The sequence below is a fragment of the Bifidobacterium sp. LH_558 genome (genome assembly GCF_056356295.1).
Genome location: NZ_JBKETZ010000018.1, coordinates 1 through 1,193, shown reverse-complemented (window position 1 = coordinate 1,193; position 1,193 = coordinate 1). Strand labels below are relative to the sequence as shown.

The following is a 1,193-nucleotide window of genomic DNA, read 5'->3' as shown; positions in this document are numbered from 1 at the left end:
CGTGCGCGTTGTGGTTGCCGGACCGGGCTCCGACGTTGTTGGATGCGCCCGCCGAGACGACGAGCGCTCCCGCGAGCGTGCAGGAGTACGCGGGCGGCCAGCAGGTGACGCTGGTGCCGTCGATGTCGCAAGCGCGCGACTTGTTGTCGAACACGTCGGGTTTGGTGACGGCGGACTGGTCGGCGCAGGGGCTTTCGTCCGGGCATGGCGTGATGCGGGTGGGCGAGCGTTCCGTGGTGGCGTTGGCCACGGCCACGCCCCTGTACCGCGACCTGAGAACCGGCGACCGCGGGCGGGATGTGTTGGCGCTGAACAACGAGCTGAACCGTTTGGGATACAACAGCGCGCCGGAGTCCGACGTGTTCTCCTGGGCCACGTCGGACGGATGGCGGCAGCTGATGGTCGACAACGGCAACGAGTCGGACGGTTCCCTGTCTTTGTCGGACACGTTGTGGATCCCGCAGGAATCCGTGGCGGTGGGGTCGTGGACGGCGGTCCAGGGCGCGCAGGTCTGTTTATGTTCAATGTTCTTTGGGCAGGAGTGGCATGGTGTTTTCCGCTTGATGTGCAGCTGTTTTTCCGCAGTATCGTCATCTTCGTGATGATATGAGCGGCCATGGGTTCGTCCTGCCTGTTAGATTCCCGGGTTGCAAACCAATAGCAGCCAGGGGCCGGTTGCCGCCGGCCCGGGGAAGGAAAGGACAGTGACGATACCCATGTCCAAACAGCAAGATATCAGGAGGCTCGACGCGAAGGGCCTGCCGCATACGGAGATCGCCAGAAGGCTCGGTGTGGACCGGGGCACGGTCGCGAAGTGGGCGGGCATGGAGGACTGCTCGCCGAAACCGCCCGCCAGGCGCAGGGTGAAGTCGGTGCTCGACGGCTACAAGCCGTTGATTGATTCGTGGCTGGAGGCCGACCGTCTCATGCCACGCAAGCAGCGCCACACCGCCAAGCGCGTGCACGACCGGCTCAGGGACGAGCACGGGTTCACGGGCTCGTACTCCACCGTGCTGCGCTACGTGGACGAGTGGCGCGCGGCGAACCGCGAGCCGTCCGACGGCTACGTGGAGCTGGAGTGGATGCCTGGGAGCATGCAGATGGACTTCGGTCTGGCCAAGGCGCGGCTGGCGGGCGAATGGGTGGACGACCATTGCCTGGTCGTCACGTTCCCGCATTCGAACAAGCGGTAC

At 65.1% G+C, this 1,193-nt stretch carries 1 protein-coding gene and 1 pseudogene; both read left to right on the top strand.

The features are described from left to right. Nucleotides 1-602: peptidoglycan-binding domain-containing protein (locus tag AC1AV0_RS10905; RefSeq protein WP_476573883.1), on the top strand; the 602-nt coding region annotated here is incomplete at its 5' end. 102 nt (nucleotides 603-704) lie between these two features. After that, a pseudogene (locus AC1AV0_RS10900) lies at nucleotides 705-1,193 on the top strand (IS21 family transposase); the annotation flags it as partial.